The organism is Nonlabens sp. (assembly GCF_965660805.1).
Classification (GTDB): Bacteria; Bacteroidota; Bacteroidia; order Flavobacteriales; family Flavobacteriaceae; genus Nonlabens.
This window is the reverse complement of the sequence record NZ_CBFIBE010000026.1, coordinates 1-15,222: the sequence shown is the minus strand read 5'-3', so window position 1 is coordinate 15,222 and position 15,222 is coordinate 1. Positions and strand designations below refer to the sequence as shown.

The following is a 15,222-nucleotide window of genomic DNA, read 5'->3' as shown; positions in this document are numbered from 1 at the left end:
AACTAGAATAATGCTTTACTACCTATTTAAATATTTAGAAGAACAGTTCCAGTTTCCTGGCGCGTCATTGTTCGGTTTTATCACATTTAGAGCAGCGATAGCTTTTCTACTTTCCTTGGGTATCTCTACGATTTATGGAAAACGCATTATCAAGTTTTTACAGCGCCAGCAAGTAGGGGAAACGGTAAGGGATTTAGGTCTTGAAGGACAGTCAGAAAAAGCGGGAACACCTACTATGGGAGGAATCATCATTATCATGGCTACTTTAATACCCGTTTTATTACTCGCACAACTAGATAACGTTTATGTCGTGCTACTTATTGTCACTACGGTATGGATGGGACTCATAGGTTTTACAGATGATTACATTAAAATCTTCAAAAAAGATAAAGGTGGATTAAAAGGTAAGTTTAAAGTTTTAGGCCAGGTAGGGTTAGGTGCGATAGTAGGAGCTACTATGTTCTTTCATCCTGGGATTACTATAAAAGAAGAGGTAAAAGATCCTGTTCTTGCACAACAGATTATGGAGCGTACAGAGTTGTCAGTAGCTTTTGGTGAGGCACATCAATCTACTAAAACAACCATTCCATTTCTTAAAAATAACGAGTTTGAATACACATCATTAATAGATTGGATCGACCCGAGTTTAGCTTCATGGGCATGGTTAATTTTCATTCCTATTGTTATCATTATAGTAACAGCAGTATCTAATGGAGCAAATCTTACTGATGGAATAGATGGACTTGCAGCAGGAACCAGTGCGATAGCAGTTATTACACTAGCATTATTTGCATGGATATCAGGGAATATTATTTTTTCAGACTATCTTAATGTTATGTACATCCCTAACTCTGGTGAAATGGTGGTGTTTATTACAGCATTTACTGGAGCTCTTGTTGGGTTTTTGTGGTATAACACTTTTCCAGCACAAGTTTTTATGGGAGATACAGGTAGTTTAACTATAGGTGGGATCATTGCGGTGCTTGCCATTGCAACTCGTAAAGAGTTGTTAATTCCTATTCTTTGTGGTGTATTTTTAATGGAAAATTTATCGGTGATGATGCAGGTGAGTTGGTTTAAATACACAAAAAATAAATATGGTGAAGGACGTCGCATATTCTTAATGTCACCATTGCATCATCACTATCAGAAGAAAGGGATCCATGAAAGTAAAATAGTGGTAAGATTCTGGATTGTCGGGATTTTACTAGCTATCATAAGTGTTGTAACTCTTAAATTAAGATAATGACAGAGTTAAACTCACATATTAAAAAGAGAATCGTAATGCTGGGTGGCGGCATGAGTGGTGTAGGAGCAGCAATGCTGGCTACACAGCGTGGTCATGATGTGTTTTTAAGTGATGGTGGTTTTTTGAAAGACGCTTTCGCGAAAGCGTTACAAGATCAACATATCCCGCATGAAACAGGTGGACACGATATGGAGCAAATTCTTAATGCTGATCTTGTCGTAAAAAGCCCTGGAATACCAGATAATGCATCCATAGTTCAAAAGATTTTAGAAGCTGGAATTCCAGTGATATCTGAAATAGAATTCGCCTCTCGATTTACTGATGAAATAGAGGTAGCAATTACGGGAAGTAATGGTAAAACAACTGTTACCACTTTAATAGGTCATGTGCTTCAAATCGCAGATCTAGATGTTACCATAGGAGGAAATATAGGGAAGAGTTATGCTGCTCAAGTAGCTGAAGGTCCCGCAAAATACCGCGTTCTAGAGGTGAGTAGTTTTCAACTAGATGGTATTACGACCTTTAAGCCTCACATAGCGGTATTGCTCAATATTACACCAGATCATCTGGATCGCTATGCATACAAATTTGAAAATTATGTAGCCAGTAAAATGCGTATAGCTATGAATCAAGATGAGCATGATTTCCTCATTTATAATGCTGATGATCCAGCTATAGAAAAAGCACTTACACTTTTTAAACCTAAATCAAAATTAGTCCCATTTTCAATGGAAAAACAATTGAAATATGGAGCATATATACAAGACAATCAAATCAATATCAACCTAGACTCAAACTTATTAACTATGCCTATTCAAAATTTATCCATAAAAGGAAAACACAATACTGCAAATGCTATGGCAGCTGCAACTACTGCAAAACTGCTTCAAATACGTAAAGAGACGATAAGACAAAGCCTTGCCTCTTTTCAAGGAGTAGAACACCGTTTAGAACAAGTGCTTAAGATTAATAAAGTACAGTATATAAATGACTCTAAGGCGACTAATGTAAATGCAACATATTATGCGCTAGATAGTATGGAAAAACCTACCGTATGGATAGTAGGTGGTGTAGATAAAGGGAATAACTATAGTGATCTCTATGCACTGGTTAATAAAAATGTAAAAGCGATTGTGTGTCTAGGAGTAGATAATGCAAAAATCGTTGAGGCTTTTAGTGGTTGTGTAGAACAAATGGTAGAAACCAGTTCTATGGAAGACGCCGTGCGTGTGGCATATAAACTTGCAGGTCCTGGAGATAATGTGTTACTGTCACCTGCGTGTGCAAGTTTTGATCTGTTTGAAAATTATGAGGATCGTGGACGTCAATTTAAAAACGCTGTAAGAGCTCTTTAAAAATGAAGATTAAAGATTACATATCTGGCGATTTATTTCTTTGGGCACTGGTCTTAGCACTAGCTATGTTTTCTTTTTTACCAGTTTACAGTGCGAGCAGTAATCTGGCTTATCTTAATGGTGGAGAAGGGAATACAGCTCAATACATTATTAAGCATTTTGTTCATTTATGTTTAGGCTTAAGTATTGCTTATGCAGTACATAAAATCCCTTATAACTGGTTTAAAGGTTTGAGTGTTATGTTTTTACCTTTTGTAGTTTTAATGTTGATTTATACAGCTTTTCAAGGAACTACCATGAATGGAGCAAATGCTAGCAGGTGGATGCGTATCCCGGTTTTAGGAGTTGGTTTTCAAACCAGTACGCTGGCCAGCGTGGTATTAATGACTTATGTAGCAAAATACTTGAGCGGTATTAAAGATAAAGTAGTCACTTTTAAACAGTCCTTGTGGCCGCTTTGGTTTCCAGTAGGCATGGTATTGATTTGGATTTTACCATCTAACTTTTCTACCACAGCACTTATCTTTTTAATGGTGTTGATTTTGTGTTTTATAGGAGGTTATCCATGGAAATATTTGCTAGGTATTATAGGAGTAGGGATAGTAGCTCTAGGATTGTTTGTACTTACCGCCAAAGCTTTTCCAGGATTGTTACCTAATCGAGTAGATACATGGGCATCACGTATAGCAAGTTTTGCTGGTGAAGGTGATAGCGATTCTGTTTATCAGGTAGAAAAGGCTAAAACCGCTATCGCAAACGGTTATCCCATAGGAGTAGGGCCAGGAAAAAGTACAACTAAGCACTTTTTACCACAGTCGTCAAGTGATTTTATATATGCTATCATCATAGAAGAATTTGGTTTATTAGGCGGTATGGTAGTGCTAGGAGTTTACTTGCTATTTCTGTTTAGGATCGTTGTAATAGCAAATAAGGCACAAACAGTTTTCGGCTCCTTACTCGTCATAGGAGTAGGACTTCCCATTGTGTTACAAGCACTCATTAATATGGGCGTAGCTGTAAATATTTTTCCAGTAACAGGACAAACGCTGCCGCTTATAAGTAGTGGAGGAACATCTATATGGATGACCTGTATGGCAGTAGGTATAGTGCTGAGTGTAAGTTCTAAAAGACAAACATTACGCAAGCAAGATGAGTTAAATGAAAACGAAGAGTTGAACCCTTTAGATGTTTTAAGTGAAGCCTTATAAATTTATCATATCAGGTGGTGGCACAGGTGGTCACATTTATCCAGCTATAGCTATTGCAAACGAGTGCAAGCGTCGCTGGCCAGATTGTGAAATTCTCTTTGTAGGAGCCAGTAATCGTATGGAAATGGAGAAAGTTCCAGCAGCTGGTTATGAAATAAAAGGGTTATGGATCAGTGGATTGCAACGCAAATTTACACTGGATAATCTAGCGTTTCCATTAAAAGTGCTCAAGAGTTTATGGGACGCACGTTCAATTATAAATAAGTTCAAACCTACAGCTGCAATAGGTACTGGTGGTTATGCAAGTGGTCCATTATTAAAAATGGCAAGCATGAAGAAAGTACCATGCTTGATTCAAGAACAAAATTCCTATCCCGGAATTACTAATAAATTACTGTCTACAAAAGTTCACAAAATATGTGTAGCCAGCACAGGATTAGAGCGTTTCTTCCCTGAAGAAAAAATAGTTCTTACTGGTAATCCTGTGCGTCAGGATTTAATACATATAGATGCAAATAAAGAAGAAGCAAACGATTATTTTAACCTAGACGAGCATAAAAAAACCTTACTTGTTTTAGGAGGGTCCTTAGGAGCCAGGCGCATCAACCAGTTAATAGATACTTATAAAGATGAGATCTCTCAAGATGTACAGATCATCTGGCAGTGCGGTAAGTATTATTATGAAGAATATAAAGATAAGTGCTCAGATAATGTTCAAGTTTATGCCTTTTTAAATAGAATGGATCTGGCTTATGCCAAAGCTGATTTTATCATTTCTCGTGCTGGTGCAGGATCTATTTCTGAACTATGCATCGTCGGGAAACCGGTGATTTTTATTCCGTCACCACATGTGGCAGAGGATCATCAGACTAAAAATGCGCTTGCCGTAGTTGATAAAGGTGCTGGTTTAATGGTTAAAGAAGCAGATCTGGATGAAAATTTTAGTGCCATCTGGAAAGAGCTCTTTAATAATGAAAAATTACAAAGCGACCTCTCTAACCAAATTAAAAAACTCGCATTACCTAATGCTACCGTAGATATAGTGAATCAATTAGAGTCTATCATACATGACTAGTTTACAACATATTACCCATGTTTATTTTATCGGTATCGGTGGGATAGGGATGAGTGCGCTCGCTCGTTATTTACATGAGCAAGGAAAGGTGGTTGCAGGCTATGATCGTGTCACTACCGCTTTAACTCAACAATTAGAAGATGAAGGGATTCATATTCATTATGATGATAATTTCAGCGCTATTCCAGCAGCATTTAAAAATGTAAGTACGGCTCAAGTTATATACACACCAGCTGTTCCTGCTACGATGGATGAGTTAGTACGCTTTCGCGAAAGCGGAGTCTCTACCATCAAACGTGCTCAGTTACTAGGGCAAATTTCACAAACCATGACCTGTCTAGCAGTAGCTGGTACACATGGAAAAACAACTACGAGTGCCATTCTAGCTCATTTATTATATAAAAGTGATGTGAAAGTTACCGCATTTTGTGGAGGAATTTTAGAAGAGTTCAAGACTAATTATCTATGCTCTGGAACTGATGTAATGGTCGTTGAAGCAGATGAGTTTGATCGATCATTCATGCAGTTATCTCCTGACATTGCCGGTATTACCGCTATAGACGCAGATCATCTGGATATTTATGGAGATGTGGAAACATTTGAGCAGACTTTTCATGATTTTGCTGGGTTGCTAGATTATAAAAAATTGCTGGTAAACGAGCAGGTTTCTATAGATGGAATAGTGGTAGGAGTTCAAAATGGATATTATAAAGCAGTTGAGGTGACCGTAGTAAATGGTTCGTATCATTTTGACTTGCAAATAGGTGAATCTATCTACAAGGGATTTGTGCTACAGCTACCAGGAAAACATAATCTTTCTAATGCGCTTCTCGCTCTAGCTATGGCTATGGAGTATGGAGTTGAGGTAGAGAAGTTGAGACTTGCTTTAGGCTCTTTTCAAGGTGTAGAACGCAGGTTTACTTATCGAGTTAATACTGTAGATCGAGTACTTATAGATGATTATGCGCACCATCCTACAGAGATAAGTGCTGTACATCAAGCCGTGCGTGAAATGTACCCAGATGAGGAAGTGCTAGTGATCTTTCAGCCGCATTTATTCTCTCGCACTAAGGATTTTATGGAGGAATTTGCTTTTAGTTTAGGGCAGTTTGATAAGCTAGCTTTATTAGATATTTATCCCGCAAGAGAATTACCTATAGAGGGAATTACTTCTCAAGCGCTGTGTAGTAAAATTAAAGAATTAGATAAAAAACCTGCTGTAATAACAGTTCTTGATAAAGAAGATCTAGAAGAGTTTATTGTAGAAATGAACACACGTTTAGTGGTCATGATAGGTGCTGGAGATATAGGGATAGAGATTCAGAAATTAACAAATAAATTTTTGAAACATGAGCGTTAGAAATCTTTTAAAAGTGGTTTTGTGTACTGTGTTGATATTCAGTGCTTATGCTTTTGCAAGTCACAGATTTGATAAAAGAAACATCAAAGATGTAACTATCTCATATACAGATAGCAAAGCACTTTTTATTTCAGAAAAGAACGTTAATAAATTGTTGATACAAAATGTAGATAGTGCTCAAACTTTAGCTATAGAAAATTTAGATTTGAATAGAGGTGAAAAGAGTATTGTAGAAAATGCAATGGTCAGAGATGCAGTGGTTTCTGTTTCTCTAGACGGTCGTGTTAATGTTCTTGTGGAACAAAGAACACCTATCGCTCGACTCATCTCACCAGATCAAATGTATTTAGATTCTGATAATAAACTCATGCCGTTATCTCAAGAGCACACCGCTTTTGTACCACTAGTTTATGGGTATAAGGATTCTTTAAAAAACGCACTATTTACACTGGTGAATTTTATAAATGATGACCCGTTTTTAAAGCCAGCGGTAACACAAATCTCCTTTGATAAAAAAGGAGTCGTGACATTAGAAATAAGAGCTCATGATTATGAAGTAATATGGGGAGAAGTAAAAGATTTAGAACACAAAGCGATGAATTATAAGGCTTTCATTGCAAAAATGGAAAAAGATAAACGCTTAAATCAAATCAAAACAATTGATTTAAGATATAAAAATCAGGTGGTGAGTATTAAAAAGTAAGGACATGGATTTAAAAGAATATGCAGTAGGACTAGACATAGGAACCACAAAAATTGTGGCCATGATAGGTCGTAAAAATGAATATGGCAAGCTAGAAATCCTAGGTGTAGGACGCTCTAAAAGTTTAGGCGTTCATAGAGGTGTCGTTAATAATATCACGCAAACCATACAATCTATCCAGCAAGCAGTAGATCAGGCTGAGGCTGTGAGCGGTATTAAAATAAGTGAGGTAACGGTAGGTATTGCAGGACAGCATATACGCAGTTTACAGCATAGTGATTATATCACCAGAGGAAATTCTGAAGAAGTAATGGATCAAGGAGATATAGATACACTTTGCGGTCAGGTTCATAAACTAGTCATGCTACCAGGAGAGGAGATTATTCATGTATTACCTCAAGAATATAAAATAGACGGACAGTCAGAAATTAAGGAACCTATAGGGATGTATGGTGGCCGTTTAGAAGCAAATTTTCATGTAGTAGTAGGTCAAGTGGCTTCCATTAAGAACATTTATAGATGTGTTAAAAGTGCTGACTTAGACTTAAAAAAAATAACACTTGAACCACTCGCTAGTGCAGATGCGGTTTTGAGTCAAGAAGAAAAAGAAGCTGGAGCAGCACTCATCGATATAGGTGGTGGGACAACAGATCTTGCCATTTTTAAAGATGGCATCATACGTCACACAGCGGTAATACCACAAGGTGGAAATATTATTACTGAAGACATAAAAGCCGGTTGCTCGATTATAGAAAAGCAAGCAGAGTTGTTGAAGACTAAATTTGGTAGCGCATGGCCAGGTGAGAATAAAGAAAATGAAATCGTTTCCATTCCTGGATTGCGTGGTCGTGAGCCTAAGGAGATTACCTTAAAAAACTTAAGTAAAATCATCCATGCAAGAGTAATTGAGATTTTAGAAACCGTTTTTGTAGAGATTAAAAACTACGGGCATGATGATCCTAAAAAACAGTTAATTGCTGGAGTAGTCCTTACCGGTGGTGGTAGCCAGTTAAAACATATCAAGCAACTTGCCGAGTATGTAACGGGAATGCCCAGCCGTATAGGTTACCCTAATGAACACCTTGCTGGTGATAGCGATTCAGAAAGTACCAGTCCTGTTTTTGCAACCGCAGTGGGATTAGTAATGAAAGGATTAGAAGATAGTTACCTAGATACAAAACTAGAAGAGCAGCCCGTAGAAGAAATTATAGAACAAAACATTGAACAAACAGAAGCAACTCAAGAACAACAAGAACAAGCCGTTGAAGAAGAAAAAAAACGAGGCTTTTTTGAAAACTGGACTACTAAGTTGAAAGACTTTTTAGACCAGGCAGAATAAAATTAAAAGGAAAAATAAATCTAAAATTAAGCACAAATAATAGGAGCGAGATATAGGATTTGAAATGAAAGAAACCTCACCCTTTAGGGTTAGGGAAAAGGGTTTCAGAAGTAGAAAAGGAATTAAAAGGTTTTGACCTTAAATAAAAAGAAGTAAAGAGTATTTAAACCATAAAGTAGCAGCGATATGAGTAATGAAGATTTTAACAGTATAGCATTTGACTTGCCTTTAAACCAGTCTAATGTGATTAAAGTAATAGGCGTAGGTGGCGGCGGTAGTAACGCCATCAAGCACATGTTCCAGCAAGGAATAAAAGGAGTAGATTTTGTAATATGTAACACAGACTCACAAGCGCTGGATAACAGTCCTGTGCCTAATAAGATACAACTAGGAGTAACCTTAACTGAAGGTTTAGGAGCTGGAGCAAATCCAGAAGTAGGTGAGCGCGCTGCACAAGAAAGTATAGAAGAAGTGCGTGCTATGCTCGATACTAATACTAAAATGGTATTTATCACCGCAGGAATGGGTGGAGGAACAGGAACTGGTGCTGCTCCAGTAATTGCTCAAATATCACGTGAGATGGGAATTCTTACCGTAGGTATCGTTACCACACCATTTAACTTTGAAGGTAAAGTGCGTAATGAGCAAGCCCAACTAGGAATTGAAAAATTCCGTGCACAGGTGGACTCTTTAATTATCATAAATAATAACAAGCTCAGAGAAGTTTATGGAAACTTAGGTTTTAAAGCTGGATTCTCTAAAGCAGATGAGGTACTTGCTACAGCCTCACGTGGTATTGCTGAGGTTATAACCCATCACTATACACAAAACATAGATTTACGTGACGCAAAAACGGTACTCTCTAACTCTGGAACTGCTATTATGGGTAGTGCTCAATCCAGTGGTTCAAATCGAGCACAAGAAGGAATAATTAAAGCACTAGACTCGCCATTATTAAATGATAATAAGATAACAGGAGCTAAGAATGTGCTGTTACTCATAGTTTCAGGATCTGAAGAAATCACTATTGATGAGATAGGTGAGATTAATGACTTGATCCAGGCAGAGGCTGGTGGTGGCGCAAACATCATCATGGGTGTAGGTGAGGACGAGTCGCTAGGAGACGCTATAGCAGTAACCGTGATTGCTACGGGTTTTAATAAAGAACAGCAAAACGATATTTCAAATACCGAAGCTAAACGCATCATCCACACGCTAGAAGATGAGCAACGCGCCAGCGCAGTTTTAGAAGAAACTACCACGGCTATTCCAGGTAAGATCATCATGGATTTAGAAGAGGATAATGAAGAAAAAGATGATGTTAATAACGCTTTCGCGAAAGCGGAAACCCCACAACAAATAGAATCCACACAGCCTAGTGAACCACTTAAAATCATTCATACACTAGGTGATGAAGAGCCAGAACCAAGAATGCCAGCAATTAATGAAGAGAATCCATTAATTCCTACTACTGAGTTTATTACAAACTTAAATGTAACTTATGAAGAGGTTCTCGACGTTTCAGACTCTAAAGAATTTGTAATAAGAGAAGAAGCTCCTGCTGCTGCTGCTGTTGAAGAGATTGTTGTAGAAAAGGATGAAGATCAATTTCTTTTAGACTTTGATATGCCTTTATCTCAGACTGAAGATAAAACTCCTGAATCTACTATAGTTCATAGTCTTGAAGACATAGAAGTAAATGACCCTATAAACGTGATCCCAGTTACTGAAGTTTCTAAACAAGGCGTGACTAAGTACTCTCTAGATGATTATATGGAAATAGAAGAGACCATGAATCAGGCTAGACCGGTTGCACAAGAAACACCGCCAGCTACAGAAGAAGAGATTCAGTTAATTACAAAATCAGAGCCTGCAGAGCCACTTGAGGATACTCATGTTAAAGAAGAGACTCAAGAAAATGTAGATTTAACTGATTTACCCATTAATGAAATGCTCATTAAAAGAGCCGAAGAACGTAAGCGCAAATTACATTCCTTTAACTTTAAGTTTAAGAATTCACATAAATTAGAGGAAATAGAAAGGAAGCCCGCTTATGAACGTCAAGGCATTGAATTAGATGAATTACCAGGTGAGTCAGAGCGCTCTAGAACCTCACTTTCTACAGATGAAAATGATGAGATACAATTGCGTACAAACAATTCTTTTTTACATGATAATGTAGATTAATAATAATTTTTTCCCCTGAAAAAGTATAACCCGAATCTCTTATACCAATTTATGTTTCTAATGCCGTATTCTTAATTTGAATTATTTTTTGACTAGATGATAAATAAAATGAAAGCATAGCCTAAGCTACGGTTTCATTTTATTTTGAAATATAGGAGAAAAAGAAACGAATTATATGCGACATTAGGAATGTGAATTGGTATTATTAAAATTCGGGTTTTTTCATGCTTGATAAATTACCTGTTGGGCACGGTTCTAGGAAGGATGTACTCTTTATTTTTATTTATTTTAGCCTTACTTTTATACCCTTAAAGAATAGATGCTATGAGTTTAGAAAAAGAGATCATGACGGCTATGAAAGAAGCCATGAAAGCCAAAGACCAGACAGCACTTGCGGCTTTACGCGCTGTAAAAAGTGAGATATTACTAGCCAAAACATCGGGCGGTAGTGAAGAGTTATCTAGTGATGATGAAATTAAACTGGTTCAAAAATTAGTAAAGCAGCGCAAGGAAAGCGCTCGTATTTTTTCTGAACAGAATAGGGAAGATCTCTCAGAACCAGAACTAGCTCAAGCTAAGGTTTTAGAGCAATTTTTACCAGAACAATTAACTGAGGCAGAGATTGAAAAAGTAATCGTATCCATCATAGAATCAACCGGAGCAGCAGGAATGAAAGATATGGGTAAAGTTATGGGACAGGCAAATGCACAACTAGCTGGTAAAGCAGATGGTAGAACTATAAGCACTATTGTAAAAGCTAAATTAGCTTAATTAATAAAGGCCTCGTGGCGCAACTGAATAGCGCACTGGATTTCGGCTCCAGCGGTTATGGGTTTGAATCCCATCGAGGTCACGAATAAATGAAAAGCCAGGACTAAAATTGAGCAACTCAATTTTAGTCCTGGCTTTTTTATTTTCAAAGCGGAGCTTTGTGGGATGTTATTATGAAACGATGAAATTTAATTTACTCAAAGATTAGTGGAGGTTTTCTGAATTTTTTGAAGAGAAATCAAAAATAATTCAATTTATATGTACGACATTATAAATACAAATTGGTATTGTAAATCCTTGAGTAAATTAAATAGGTACATAGGTAATTCTTTTTCGGCTTTCGCAAAAGCGTATATCTACATCTTAACAGTAAGCACTGGCATCACAGAGTGATTTGCAATATCTTCACTTATACTGCCTTTTAAGATATGGGATAGTCCTGTACGGCCGTGTGTAGGAATAGCGATAACATCTGTACCTGAGATCGCAGAAAAATTCATAACACCTTGTTCTACAGAGTAGTCTGCATGGCGGTTTACCATTTGAATCGCTTTTACTGGATCTGGATGCTTTACTTCTTTAAAGAAATTGAGTAAGGTCTCATCCATCTCAGAGGTGCTTTTAAAGTTACTGCCCGGTAAATTCACATATAAAAACTCAATGCGAGCATTAAATAAGGTGGCGATTTCTACCATTCTATGGTATGCTTTTATGGTTTCAATATTAAAGTCACTTACATATAGCATGCGCTCTGGCGCAAATTGTAGGTCGTTATCTTTTATGACGAGCACAGGTACTTCTGAATAGCGTACTACTTTTTCAGTATTACTGCCTTTTATGATTTCAGCAAGTCCTTTACTACCTTGCGTAGCCATCACTACGAGTGCGGCATCTATTTCTTTGGCAAGTTCATTAATTCCTTCAAAGTCTAGGTGCTTTTGTAGAATAGGTTCTACAGTAACTCCTTCTAAGTAAGGCTCCTGTACTAATTCTTCAAACTTTTTACCTACCACTTTACTGTAAAAAATAGCTTGTTCAAAACTGGTGTTCTTCTCATTAAGACCTACTTCTAGTCCTGCCATGTGAATAAGAACTAGTTTTGCCTTAATGCGCTTAGCAATAGTGGCGCCTACTTCTAGGGCTTTATGACTAGTTTGAGAAAAATCAATTGGGATTAATATGGTTTTCATGTTGTAAATTAGATTAATTGGTTACACGGTACGAAATTACTTTTCATTAACGGCTTAAAACATGATAATCATCAGTTTTTAATAAACGCACAATGATTTTTTTGTTTCATTTTAAGGTTGTAGATATTGATTTGTCATTCTAAACCTTTCATGCGATATGTATAAAAAATTAGTTTTATGCATTCTGGAACACCTAGACTGCAGCAGTTAAGTACTTGTTACTTTTTTAACCAGAGAGCTGCCAGTAGTAAGATTTACCTAGTGATTAAGGAAGTACATGCCTTTTTAATTTAGACACATAGTTTAAGGTTTTTCATCATTTTTAAATGAAGTATTAAATTCAAACCGCAGGTTTATTAAAAACATTTTAGAAAAAACTACTTTCGCGCGATGTGGATGTATTTAGGTCTTTTGGCCGCTTTATTTTTAGGATTACATAATTTATGTAAGAAAGATGCCGTAAGAGGTAATGAGGTTTTTCCTGTACTGCTAGGAACTACTACGGCTGGGTTTTTATTGATCTTTCCTTTATTTATAGGCTCGTGGTTGTATCCAGTAACCTTTAAAGAAGCAGGTTTTTTTGTAGAATCCATCGCATGGTCTACACATGGATTTATATTTATAAAATCCATGATCATGGCAGCATCATGGATACTGGCTTATCAAGCGCTCAAACATTTACCTCTAACTATAGTGACACCTATCAGGTCTGCTGGACCATTTTTTACTTTTATAGGTGCGATCATCATCTATAAAGAAATGCCTAATAACTGGCAGTGGCTGGGCTTTTTCTTGATCATATTTTCAGTCGTTTTATATTCTAGAATAGGTAAAAAAGAAGGAATACATTTTAAAAGTAATAAGTGGATTTTTGCCATTATTGCCGCTACTTTTTTAGGAGCAAGTAGTGGATTGTATGACAAGTTTTTAATACAGAACTTAACTTTAAATCCGCAGACTTTGCAGTTTTGGTTTTGTTTTTATACGATAATGATTCTGCTAGTTATTCTTAGTGTTACCTGGTTTCCCTATAAAGAAAAACGTACAGCTTTTAAATTTCGCTGGACCATTCCAGCAGTCGGGATTCTATTACAAACTGCCGATTATTTTTACTTTAAAGCGCTGCAAGATCCAGAAGCGTTGATCATGCTACTATCTGCCATTAAGCGCAGTCAGATTATTATCGCAGTAGTCATAGGTGGACTTATTTTTAAAGAAAAGAACAAGCGTAAAAAGCTCATACCACTGGCAGGAATTATGATAGGTGTGTTTTTAATATTGTATTCTTAGATCTTGCAATTAAAACTGAGTCAGGAGTTTATAGTTTCAACTAAGTAAAATAATAATACCAAAATGGCTGAGTTCAACCCATAAGTGCAACACATTTGTTCTGTAGTTCTTCTATAGGATTGTTGTTTTAGGTATAATATGTTATTTACTGTTTCTAAAAGTTAAAGGCGAAGTTCCTACTTGCGTTTTAAAGAACTTTGAAAAGTGGCTCGGCTCTTTATAGCCTAGTTCATAAGCGATTTCTTCAGCACTTTTATCAGAGTAGAGTAGGAGCCGTTTTGCCTCAGCTGCTATGCGTTCATTAATGATTTTTAGTGGCGACTTCACATTGTGTTTTTTAAAGAAGTTTGATAAAGTCTTAGGAGACTTAAAAAGCAAGTCTGCATAGTCTGCTACTTGATGTTTTTCTTTAAAATGTTGTTCTACCAGAATATTAAATTTTCTAATTAAATCTACTTGTTTCACGGATAGGTTCGCTTGATTATTATCAAGTTTGATCAATCGGGTAGAAGTGATCAGCATTCTTTTAAGTAGCGTGCGTAGCATTTCTCCTTGAATGTGATCTCTAGTCTCAAATTCCTCTTGAAATAAAACCAGCATGGCCTTAAAACTGCGTTGATCCTTTTCTTCCAGATGAATAATAGGTGCGCTGGAAGAACCAAAAAATAAAACACCCATACAAGATACTTCTGAATCATTATGCTGGATACAGTAGAACTCTCTATTAAAAACAAAGGCGATGAGACCGTGATTATCCTTAGGTATTTCTATGATATTTACTGGAGTGCAAAAAAGAACTTGGTTTTTTTTGAGAATTACGTCATAGCCATCTACAACTAGTTTTTCTTCACCTTGTGTACACCATACTATTTTGTATAATCCTTTTTCCTGAAGTAATTGTAATGATGGACCACATTGAAAACTTGTAATCGTAAATTTTCCTTCCTCCTTAATGTTATGATAGTCTAATTTCATTTCCTAAAAATAGGAAGAATAGATCATAAGATAATCACGATTTTAAGTGTTTTCGCATAGAGCCTATCCCACCGGCATTTACTACTTTAAAACCTTTTGCCTTTAGTTTTGCAGCCGCAATATTACTGCGACCACCCATAGCGCAGTAAACGATCACTGGTTTGTCTTTATCTAGTGTATTCCATTTTTGATCTATGTTCTGTACAGGAATATTTTTAGAACCTTTTATATGACTTCCATTAAACTCTGAAGCTGTGCGCACATCTAGCAGCTGTGCATCTTCTTGAAGATACTTTTGTATCACTTCTTTCTTTTTATTTTTGAATAGTCCGAACATGGTTTTCTTTTTAAGACGATCGTTTTTTTTAATACTTACCAGTAAAACACTTAATTTGTAATGTTTTTATACGCTTTCGCGAAAGCGTGCTTTTTATGTTCCATTATTATACCAATTTACATTCCTAATGACTCATATAATTCGTTTCTTTTTCGCCTATATTTCAAAATAAAATGAAACCGT

13 protein-coding genes and 1 tRNA gene are annotated in these 15,222 nt (G+C 36.5%); 11 read left to right on the top strand and 3 right to left on the bottom strand.

Annotated features, from left to right (window positions below; translation table 11 throughout):
* Positions 1–10: 10 nt before the first annotated feature.
* The 10 genes from mraY to ACTF48_RS07585 all read left to right on the top strand — a co-directional run bounded on the left by mraY (position 11) and on the right by ACTF48_RS07585 (position 11,329).
* A complete protein-coding gene (gene mraY, locus ACTF48_RS07630) occupies positions 11–1,246 on the top strand; it encodes a phospho-N-acetylmuramoyl-pentapeptide-transferase (RefSeq protein WP_438962562.1) in 1,236 nt (411 codons plus the stop codon).
* Positions 1,246–2,604, top strand: coding sequence for a UDP-N-acetylmuramoyl-L-alanine--D-glutamate ligase (gene murD, locus ACTF48_RS07625; protein WP_438962561.1), 1,359 nt, complete (start codon positions 1,246–1,248; stop codon positions 2,602–2,604). The genes mraY and murD overlap by 1 nt, the downstream gene beginning before the upstream one ends.
* Before the next feature lie 2 nt (positions 2,605–2,606).
* Positions 2,607–3,812: an FtsW/RodA/SpoVE family cell cycle protein gene (locus ACTF48_RS07620; RefSeq protein ID WP_438962560.1), complete on the top strand. Its 1,206-nt coding sequence runs from the start codon at positions 2,607–2,609 to the stop codon at positions 3,810–3,812.
* On the top strand, positions 3,799–4,887 hold the full coding sequence (gene murG / locus ACTF48_RS07615; RefSeq protein WP_438962559.1) for an undecaprenyldiphospho-muramoylpentapeptide beta-N-acetylglucosaminyltransferase: 1,089 nt from the start codon (positions 3,799–3,801) through the stop codon (positions 4,885–4,887). Before ACTF48_RS07620 ends, murG begins: the two co-directional genes overlap by 14 nt.
* A complete protein-coding gene (murC, locus tag ACTF48_RS07610; protein ID WP_438962558.1) occupies positions 4,880–6,247 on the top strand; it encodes a UDP-N-acetylmuramate--L-alanine ligase in 1,368 nt (455 codons plus the stop codon). Before murG ends, murC begins: the two co-directional genes overlap by 8 nt.
* Positions 6,237–6,950: a cell division protein FtsQ/DivIB gene (locus tag ACTF48_RS07605; RefSeq protein WP_438962557.1), complete on the top strand. Its 714-nt coding sequence runs from the start codon at positions 6,237–6,239 to the stop codon at positions 6,948–6,950. The genes murC and ACTF48_RS07605 overlap by 11 nt, the downstream gene beginning before the upstream one ends.
* Positions 6,951–6,954: 4 nt before the next feature.
* A complete protein-coding gene (ftsA, locus tag ACTF48_RS07600) occupies positions 6,955–8,289 on the top strand; it encodes a cell division protein FtsA (protein ID WP_438962556.1) in 1,335 nt (444 codons plus the stop codon).
* Positions 8,290–8,475: 186 nt separating this feature from the next.
* Complete coding sequence (ftsZ, locus tag ACTF48_RS07595; protein ID WP_438962555.1) at positions 8,476–10,476, top strand: cell division protein FtsZ; 2,001 nt, start codon at positions 8,476–8,478, stop codon at positions 10,474–10,476.
* A gap of 324 nt (positions 10,477–10,800) precedes the next feature.
* Positions 10,801–11,247 carry a GatB/YqeY domain-containing protein gene (locus ACTF48_RS07590; protein ID WP_438962554.1) on the top strand — a complete coding sequence of 149 codons (447 nt, stop codon included), beginning with the start codon at positions 10,801–10,803 and terminating at the stop codon, positions 11,245–11,247.
* 8 nt (positions 11,248–11,255) lie between these two features.
* Positions 11,256–11,329: transfer RNA gene (locus ACTF48_RS07585), tRNA-Arg, on the top strand.
* Between the two features lie 274 nt (positions 11,330–11,603).
* Here the strand turns inward: ACTF48_RS07585 and ACTF48_RS07580 are convergent.
* Positions 11,604–12,437 (bottom strand): universal stress protein, encoded by an 834-nt coding sequence (locus tag ACTF48_RS07580; protein WP_438962553.1) that lies wholly within the window; start codon positions 12,435–12,437, stop codon positions 11,604–11,606.
* A gap of 390 nt (positions 12,438–12,827) precedes the next feature.
* Here ACTF48_RS07580 and ACTF48_RS07575 point away from each other — a divergent pair, with 390 nt between their 5' ends.
* The gene (locus tag ACTF48_RS07575; RefSeq protein ID WP_438962552.1) at positions 12,828–13,727 is read left to right on the top strand and encodes an EamA family transporter; all 900 of its coding nucleotides are present in this window, start codon (positions 12,828–12,830) and stop codon (positions 13,725–13,727) included.
* Positions 13,728–13,868: 141 nt separating this feature from the next.
* Here the strand turns inward: ACTF48_RS07575 and ACTF48_RS07570 are convergent, their stop codons facing one another.
* Together ACTF48_RS07570 and ACTF48_RS07565 are read right to left on the bottom strand one after the other, a co-directional pair.
* Entirely contained in the window at positions 13,869–14,702 is an 834-nt protein-coding gene (locus ACTF48_RS07570; RefSeq protein ID WP_438962551.1) for a helix-turn-helix domain-containing protein, read from the bottom strand.
* Positions 14,703–14,736: 34 nt separating this feature from the next.
* Entirely contained in the window at positions 14,737–15,039 is a 303-nt protein-coding gene (locus ACTF48_RS07565) for a rhodanese-like domain-containing protein (RefSeq protein WP_438962550.1), read from the bottom strand.
* Positions 15,040–15,222 lie beyond the last annotated feature (183 nt).